This window comes from Nocardioides dubius, from assembly GCF_039528155.1.
GTDB classification, from domain to species: Bacteria; Actinomycetota; Actinomycetes; order Propionibacteriales; family Nocardioidaceae; genus Nocardioides; species Nocardioides dubius.
This window is the reverse complement of record NZ_BAAALG010000007.1, coordinates 7470-15237: the sequence shown is the minus strand read 5'-3', so window position 1 is coordinate 15237 and position 7768 is coordinate 7470. Positions and strand designations below refer to the sequence as shown.

The window sequence follows — 7768 nt, the reverse complement described above, 5'->3', positions numbered from 1 at the left end:
GCCGTCGTCGTCTTCGGGCCGGTCACGCTTAGGCGGTCCACTTCCAGGAGGCCAGGATCGAGTGGGTGATCTCGTCGCGCTTCTTCGCGGCCAAGGAGGCCGGATAGGAGAAGCCGATCACGGTCACCTTGCCGTCCTCGTCGATCACCGAGTACTGGTCGAGCAGGTAGGCCGTCGGCTCCGCCTTCATCGTGCCTCGGTGGTGCGCGGCGGCCCGGCCGTCGATGAAGACCCGCTCCAACGTCTCCAGGCTCTTGGCCTGCTCGGAGAGCTGTTCGGTGACGCTCTCCTCCAGTCCGTCGAGATCCCCGCCGGAGGCGACGATGTAGGTGACCGCGACGTTGTTGCGGAAGCCGTCGCGTCCGTCGCGCTCCCAGGCCGCGGTGTCGATGTCGGCGTCCAGCTCACGGGCGCCCGCGGTGTCCTCGACCCAGGTCTTCGGCACCCGGTAGCGGTAGGCGGTGCCCTTGATCTTCGGGCCCTTCGCGGGCTTGCCGAAGTCGACGCTCTGCGCCTCCGGCTCACTCGGCGTGGCCGAGGGCGAGGCCGAGGCCTCGGTGCTGGCGCTGCTGGTCGCCTCGGCGTCCTTCGGCTTGTCGTCGCCGTCGCCGCCACATCCGGTGAGGCTGGCGAGGGTGAGCACGCCGAGCAGCGCGAGGGCCGCTGAGCGAGGGCGGGTGCGGATCATGTGCGCAAAATACCCTGCGCCGACGAACCGGGGAGAGGGTCGGGGCGAAAAAGGACTGGTCTCCGGGCTCCGGGTTTGCCATGGTGGATCAGGACCACCTGAGAACAGGAGACCGCGATGACTGATGCCAGTGAGGCGAACCAGGATCTCAAGGCCCGGATGCGTGAGGCACTCGAGCGCAAGAACGGCGAGGAGCAGGGGGTGCACCGCGACGGCCCACTGCGCGAGAAGGCGCACGGCTCGGAGGTCGCCGGGGGAGCAGCGCCGAAGATGCACCGCCGCAAGGCCGGAGGAGGCGGCTCCTGAACCACCCGATGCACCGCCATGGCGCTGCAGGTGACCTGCCCGCGCTGCCCCACGCCGTTGCGGCGTGGGACAGACGGGTGGGTCTGCGCCCGACACGGTGCGGTGGCGGCGCTGCGGCGCCCGGTGCTGGCCGACTATGACGCGTTCGCCGAGCACCTGCGGGTGGCCCAGGGCTTCCCGACCTACCTGCCCTGGCCACTGGCCGACGCCTGGCGGGTGACGGACTTCGCCGTCGTCGGCGAGGCGGGCGGAGCGCAGGCGACGCTCACCTCGGTCGCCGGCAGCACGGTGCGCGACGGCCCGGTGGAGATCACCGTGGTGGCCGAGGAGCCCGGCATCGGCCTGGGTGCCCGCTGCGCCGGCCTGGTGCACTCCGACCCCGGCGCCCAGATCCGGGATGCGCTGCCCGGTCCGCGGATCCGGATCGACCAGCAGGCCCTGCCGCTGTGGCCGCTGAGCGTGGAGGGCGCCGGCCTGGAGCGCAGCGTGGTCGCCGGCGAGGCCCAGGGGCGTTGGCTCTGGCTGGTGCTGCGGCCGGCCTCGGCGCTGCTGCTGCTGACCGAGGGCTGGGCGCTCGCCGACCTCTCGCACCTCGGGGCCGCGCTGCTGGACGTGCCCTTCGGAGGACCGGCCCCGCCCTGGTGACTCGCGAGTTAACCGCCCGCGGCGGTGGAGTCGTAGGCTGCCGGGGTGAGGATCGATCTGCATACCCACTCACGCGCAAGCGATGGCACGCAGACTCCTGCAGATCTGATGACTGCCGCGGCTCGGGCCGGACTGGACGTGGTCGCGCTGACCGACCACGACACCGCCGAGGGCTGGACCGAGGCGGCCACCGCTGCCCGCGGTCTCGGCATCACCCTGGTGCCGGGCATGGAGATCAGCACGGAGTACGAGGGCCGTGCTGTGCACTTGTTGGCCTACCTGCCCGACCCCGGCTATCCGCCGCTGGTCGAGGCCCTGACGCGCGTGCTGGCCGCCCGCAACGCCCGGGTTCCGGCGATCGTGGAGCGACTGGTCGCGCACGGCGTCGAGATCACCGTCGAGGACGTCATCGCCGGAGCCGGTGACGCCGCGGCGGTGGGCCGCCCGCATGTGGCCGACGCGATGGTCGCCAAGGGCATCGTGGAGCACCGGGACCAAGCCTTCGCACAGTGGCTGAGCCCGGGACGGCCGGGGCACGTGATGCGCTACTCCGCCGACCTGCGCGAGATGATCGGCCTGGTCGAGGCAGCGGGCGGGGTCTCCGTGCTCGCCCACGTCTGGGGCCGGCACCTGCCGGCCACCCTGGACGTCCCGGTGATCGCCGAGCTGGCCGACCTCGGGCTGGGCGGTCTGGAGGTCGACCACCAGGACCACGACGCCGACGCCCGGGCGCGTCTTCGTGAGGTCGCCGTCGACCTGGACCTGGTGATCACCGGCTCCAGTGACCACCACGGTCTGGGCAAGACCGACCACGATCTCGGGTGCAACCTCACCGACCCCCACCAGTACGACCGTCTCCTGGACCGGGCCGCGGCTGCCGCCGCACGCTCGGGCCGCACGACCCCGGCAGTAGAGAACGCATGAACGAGCTGATCCACCTCACCCTGCTCACCGAGGTCTTCGTGACCCTCTTCGTGATCATGGACCCGCCGGGCACCATCCCGGTCTTCCTCTCCCTGACCGCCGGTCGCTCGGTGGCCTCAGTGCGCAAGGCCGCCTGGCAGGCGGTCTGCGTCTCGTTCCTGGTGATCACCGTCTTCGCGCTCTTCGGCCAGGGGATCTTGGCCTACATGCACATCTCGATCCCGGCACTGCAGTGCGCCGGTGGTCTGCTGTTGCTGTTGGTGGCCCTCGAGCTGCTGATGGGCTACGACAAGGACCCGGCCACCAGTGGCGAGACGAACGTGGCGCTGGTGCCGCTGGGCACCCCGCTGCTGGCCGGCCCCGGTGCCATCGTCGCGGTGATGCTGTTCGTCCAGCGGGCCGACACCGCTCCGGAGATCTCCGCCCTGGTGATCGGCACCATCGGCGTGCACATCGTGCTCTGGCTGACCATGCGCTTCTCGGTGCGCATCCTCAAGCTGATCCGCGAGGGCGGCGTCATGCTGGTCACCCGGATCGCGGGTCTGCTGCTGTCGGCGATCGCGGTGCAGATGGTGGCCGACGCCGTGCGTGCCTTCATCTCCGGCGACGCCTGAGCGGCTACTTGCGACCCAGGGACTGGGCGCGCTGCAGGACGCCGATGGGCACGACCCGGGCCGCGCCGACGATCGCCTTGTAGCGCTTGCTGGGGATCGACATCCGGCGGCCCCGCCCGAGGTCGGCCAGAGCCTCGCGGACCAGATCCGGGGCCTCCAGCCACAGGAAGCCCGGTGCGGAGTCGCGGCTGACGTCCATCCGCTGGTGGAACTCGGTCTTCACGAAGCCCGGGCACAGCACCATCACCTGGACGCCGTCGGGGGAGTACTCGTTGTGCGCCCACTCGCTGAAGCTGTTCACCCACGCCTTGGCGGCGCTGTACGTGCCTCGCGGCAGGAAGCTCGCCACGCTGGAGACGTTGACGATGGCTCCGTGACGGCGCTCCACCATCGCGCCCAGAGCGGCGTGGCTGAGCCGCAGCACGGCGGTGACCAGCACGTCGAGCATCTGCTGCTCGGCCTCGATGTCGTTGACCAGGAAGCGCTCCTTGAGCCCGAAGCCGGCGTTGTTGACCAGCAGGTCGACCGGCCGCCGGCGATCGGCGACGCGGGCCTCCACCCGAGCCAGGCCGGCGCGGTCGGTCAGGTCCGCCGCCAGCACCTCCACCTCGACGTCGTGGCGCTGCCGGACCTCCGCGGCGACGCTCTGCAGTCGGGCCTCGTCCCTGGCCACCAGGACCAGCCGATGGCCGGAGCCGGCCAGCTGTTCCACGAACTCGCGTCCGATTCCGGCGGTCGCGCCGGTGACCAAGGCAGTGCGGGAGGTAGTCATGGCGACAGCCAACCCGGCCCCGCGCGGTTCGGCAAGTGATCCGATCCCTGTCCGCGCTCAGGCAGGGTCCGGCATGATGGCCCGTGATGACCACGACAACGCTCGCCGTCGCCAACCAGAAGGGTGGCGTGGCCAAGACGACCACCGTCGCCTCCCTGGGCGCGGCCCTCGCCGAGCTCGGCCAGCGGGTGCTGCTGATCGATCTCGACCCGCAGGCCTGTCTGACCTTCTCGCTCGGCATCGATCCGGAGGATCTCGAGCTGTCGGTGCATCAGGTGCTCACCAAGGACCTCGACATCACCGAGGTGCTGGTCACCACCGAGGACGGCGTCGACCTGCTGCCGGCCACCATCGAGCTGGCTCGCGCCGAGGCCGACCTGCTGACCAGGACCGGGCGCGAGTACGTCGTCCGCGGTGCGCTGGAGCGACTCCGCGAGGCCGGCGAGAGCTACGACTGGGTGCTGCTGGACTGCCCGCCCTCGCTCGGCGTGCTGACGGTCGCCGCGCTCACCGCGGCAGACGGCGTGCTGATCCCGCTGCAGTGCGAGACGCTGTCGCATCGCGGGGTGGGCCAGCTCCTCGACACCGTGCATGACGTCCGCCGCTTCACCAACCGCGAGCTCGAGGTGTGGGGCGTGTTGCCCACGCTCTTCGACGGGCGCACCAACCACGCCCGGCGGGTGCTCGATACGATCTCGGAGACCTATGAGCTCCAGGTCATCGAGCCGCCGATCCCGAAGACCATCAAGTTCGCCGAGGCACCGGCCGCCGGTCGGTCGATCCTGGCACTGAACCGCAGCAGCAAGGGCTCGTCGGCCTACCGCGAGGTCGCTGCCGGGCTCGTTGGCCGCCGCGCAGGCGCCTGAGCGGAGCCGGCATGGGACGACACCGAGCAGCCGACGCGCGCCCCGTCGGCGGACGCCGTCGGGCGTCGCGCCGGCCGCAGCGCGGGCGCTGGCTTGCGATGGGCGGCTCCATCGTCGGCACCGGCCTGGCGGTGAGCATCGGGGTAGCCGCTGCACCGGTCGAGATGCTGAGCGAGGTCACCGCCGCGGAGGAGCGGGGGCGCGAGCGCCGTGACCTGTCCGCAGCGACCGCCGTCGACGGCGAGCGGTCGCAGGTGGCTCCCCAGGCACGTGCGGTGCTGGAGCCGGGCCGGGTGCTGGCTCCGAAGGTGCCGGCGGGCTCGGGTGAGGGCCGGCGCGTGGTCTTCAGCCAGTCCGACCAGCGGGTCTGGCTGGTGCGCGCCGACGGCACCGCCCAGCGCACCTACCTGGTCTCCGGAAGCGTCTACGACAACCTGGACCCGGGCAGCTACCGGGTCTTCTCCCGATCCGAGCAGGCCTGGGGCATCGACGACTCCGGCACGATGCGCTGGTTCGTCCGCTTCGCCCAGGGCCCGAACGCGGCGATCGGGTTCCACGACATCCCCCTCGACGACGGCAAGCGGGTGCAGACCCCTGCCCAGCTCGGCACGCCGCTCTCGCACGGCTGCGTGCGCCAGCGCACCACCGATGCCCTGGCCCTGTGGGAGTTCGCCCCGTTGGGCACGTCGGTGGTCGTCGTCGCCTGAAATGCCTCGCGGGACGCCATCCGTTCCGAGCGCCTGGGGGCTCGTGGCGGATGACGTCCCGCGGGGGAGTGGGACCTACTCGGCTGCGGCAGTCGCCTCGACGGGGGCCTCGGCGGGGGCCTGGCCCTCAGCGCCCTTGGAGCCCGACGAGCGGCGACGGCGACGGCGCTGACGCGGCTTGGCGTCCTCGCCCTCGGTGCCCTCGGAGCCGGTCGCACCGGCAGGGGTCTCGGTGGCCTCGGCCGGTGCGGTCTGCGTGCCGTCGACGGCCTGACCACCGCGGGTGCGGACCCGGTTGCGCGAGCGACGCTCGCGAGGCGGACGCTCGCTGCGCTCCTTGCGCTCGCCCTCGGCGCGCTCGGGACGCGCCGCGACGATCCGGCCCTTGGTGCCCGGCGCGATGCCGAGGTCGGTGAAGAGGTGCTCGGAGGTGGAGTAGGTCTCCACCGGCTCCTCGAACGGCAGGTCGAGGGCCTTGTTGATCACCTTCCAGCGGGTGATGTCGGCCCAGTCGACGAAGGTCACTGCGACACCGGTGGCGCCGGCGCGGCCGGTGCGGCCGATCCGGTGGACGTAGGTCTTCTCGTCCTCGGGGCAGGTGTAGTTGATGACGTGGCTGACGCCGGCGACGTCGATGCCGCGGGCGGCGACGTCGGTGGCGACGAGGACCTTGAGCTTGTCCTCGCGGAACTTCGCCAGCGCCCGCTCGCGAGCGGCCTGCTGCATGTCGCCGTGCAGCGGGCTGGCGTTGAAGCCGCGCTCGGTGAGGTCGTCGGCGACGCGCTGCGCCTGGCGCTTGGTGCGGGTGAAGACGATGACCTTGTCGGCGTCGTCGGCCTGCAGGATCCGGGCGACGACCTCGGGCTTGTCGAGGTCGTGGGCCTGATAGATGAACTGAGCGGTGGCGGGCACCGTCTGGTTGTCGTCCGAGGACTCCGCGCGGATGTTCATCGGGTGGCGCATGTGGCTGCGGGCCAGCGCGATGATGGCCGACGGCATGGTGGCCGAGAAGAGCATCGTCTGCCGGGTCTCCGGCGTCTTCGAGAGCAGCTTCTCGACGTCGGGCAGGAAGCCCAGGTCGAGCATCTCGTCGGCCTCGTCGAGGACCACGGACTTGACGTGGGAGAGGTCGAGCGCGCCGCGGTTGCTCAGGTCGATCAGGCGGCCGGGGGTGCCGACGACCAGGTCGACGCCCTCCTCGAGCGCCTCCAGCTGCGGCTCGTAGCCGACGCCGCCGTAGACGGTGAGCACCCGGACGCCGCGGTCGGAGCCGGCGAGCTGGAGGTCCTTGGAGACCTGCAGCGCGAGCTCGCGGGTCGGCGCGACGATGAGGGCCTGGGGCTTGCCCTGGGCCATCTCGACGTAGTCGGCGTCGTGGGCCACGACGATCCGCTGCAGCACCGGGATGCCGAAGGCGAAGGTCTTGCCGGTGCCGGTACGGGCCTGGCCGATGAGGTCGGTTCCCATCAGGGCGACCGAGAGGGTCATCTCCTGGATCGGGAAGGGGGTGACGATGCCGGCGCGCTCGAGCGCGTCGGCGATTTCGGGGATCACCCCGAGTTCTCTGAAGGTGGTCACGCTGTGAAGTTCGCTTCCGTGAGTAGGTCTGTGCGGCCGACTCCGGAACCGGGCTGACCGCGCACATGCGCCGGCGCGCGAACCCCGGGAATCCTGGTCCGGGTGGCGCCGAGACGGTGTCAATGCAAGACACGCACGCGGCGAGTCTATCGGTACGCTGCGGGCATGACTGAATCCTCGCCGACGCCTGCACCGGGCGATCGGATCGCATTCGACGACCCCGACTACCGCGCGGCCGTGGTGGACCTGCTTGCGGTGATCTCGTACGGCGAGCTGGTCGCCTTCGAGCGACTGGCCGAGGATGCCCGTTCCGCGCCCTCCCTGGCGGCCAAGGTGGACCTGGCCACGATGGCGGCCGCGGAGTTCGACAACGTACTGCGGCTGAACCAGCGGTTGAGCGAGCTGGGTGCTGATCCGTACGCCGCGATGGAGCCGTTCCGTGAGCCGCTGGACGCCTTCCACCAGCACACCGCGCCGGCCGACTGGCTGGAGAGCCTGGTCAAGGCGTACGTCGGCGACGGGCTTGCGCGGGACTTCTACGCCGAGATCGCGGCCTTCCTCGACGTCGACACCCGCGATCTGATCCTCTCCTCCATGGAGCGCACCCAGCACAGTGAGTTCGTCGTCGAGCACGTCCGCGCGGCGATCGCCGCCGACCCGCGCGTCGG

Annotated in this window: 10 protein-coding genes; 7 read left to right on the top strand and 3 right to left on the bottom strand. The window is 71.2% G+C overall.

Annotated elements, in window-relative coordinates:
* Positions 1-28: 28 nt before the first annotated feature.
* The gene (locus ABD151_RS08880) at positions 29-688 is read right to left on the bottom strand and encodes a hypothetical protein (RefSeq protein ID WP_343993433.1); all 660 of its coding nucleotides are present in this window, start codon (positions 686-688) and stop codon (positions 29-31) included.
* 117 nt (positions 689-805) lie between these two features.
* Here ABD151_RS08880 and ABD151_RS08875 point away from each other — a divergent pair, with 117 nt between their 5' ends.
* From ABD151_RS08875 to ABD151_RS08860, 4 genes are read left to right on the top strand one after another with little or no spacing between them, the layout of a single operon-like run.
* Positions 806-994, top strand: a complete 189-nt coding sequence (locus tag ABD151_RS08875; protein ID WP_343993431.1) for a DUF5302 domain-containing protein — start codon at positions 806-808, stop codon at positions 992-994.
* 18 nt (positions 995-1012) lie between these two features.
* Entirely contained in the window at positions 1013-1639 is a 627-nt protein-coding gene (locus ABD151_RS08870) for a DUF6758 family protein (RefSeq protein ID WP_343993430.1), read from the top strand.
* 45 nt (positions 1640-1684) lie between these two features.
* Positions 1685-2563, top strand: a complete 879-nt coding sequence (locus ABD151_RS08865; protein WP_343993428.1) for a PHP domain-containing protein — start codon at positions 1685-1687, stop codon at positions 2561-2563.
* Positions 2560-3177, top strand: a complete 618-nt coding sequence (locus tag ABD151_RS08860) for a MarC family protein (protein ID WP_343993426.1) — start codon at positions 2560-2562, stop codon at positions 3175-3177. The genes ABD151_RS08865 and ABD151_RS08860 overlap by 4 nt, the downstream gene beginning before the upstream one ends.
* 4 nt (positions 3178-3181) lie before the next feature.
* Here the strand turns inward: ABD151_RS08860 and ABD151_RS08855 are convergent, their stop codons facing one another.
* Entirely contained in the window at positions 3182-3949 is a 768-nt protein-coding gene (locus ABD151_RS08855) for an SDR family NAD(P)-dependent oxidoreductase (protein ID WP_343993423.1), read from the bottom strand.
* A gap of 86 nt (positions 3950-4035) precedes the next feature.
* Here ABD151_RS08855 and ABD151_RS08850 point away from each other — a divergent pair, with 86 nt between their 5' ends.
* Both ABD151_RS08850 and ABD151_RS08845 read left to right on the top strand, forming a co-directional pair.
* Entirely contained in the window at positions 4036-4815 is a 780-nt protein-coding gene (locus tag ABD151_RS08850; RefSeq protein ID WP_343993421.1) for a ParA family protein, read from the top strand.
* Between the two features lie 11 nt (positions 4816-4826).
* Positions 4827-5522, top strand: coding sequence for a L,D-transpeptidase (locus ABD151_RS08845; RefSeq protein WP_343993419.1), 696 nt, complete (start codon positions 4827-4829; stop codon positions 5520-5522).
* 75 nt (positions 5523-5597) lie between these two features.
* Here the strand turns inward: ABD151_RS08845 and ABD151_RS08840 are convergent, their stop codons facing one another.
* Positions 5598-7010 carry a DEAD/DEAH box helicase gene (locus ABD151_RS08840; RefSeq protein ID WP_415630102.1) on the bottom strand — a complete coding sequence of 471 codons (1413 nt, stop codon included), beginning with the start codon at positions 7008-7010 and terminating at the stop codon, positions 5598-5600.
* 255 nt (positions 7011-7265) lie between these two features.
* Between ABD151_RS08840 and ABD151_RS08835 the strand changes: the two genes are divergently transcribed.
* Positions 7266-7768: ferritin-like fold-containing protein (locus ABD151_RS08835; RefSeq protein WP_343993414.1), on the top strand; the 503-nt coding region annotated here is incomplete at its 3' end.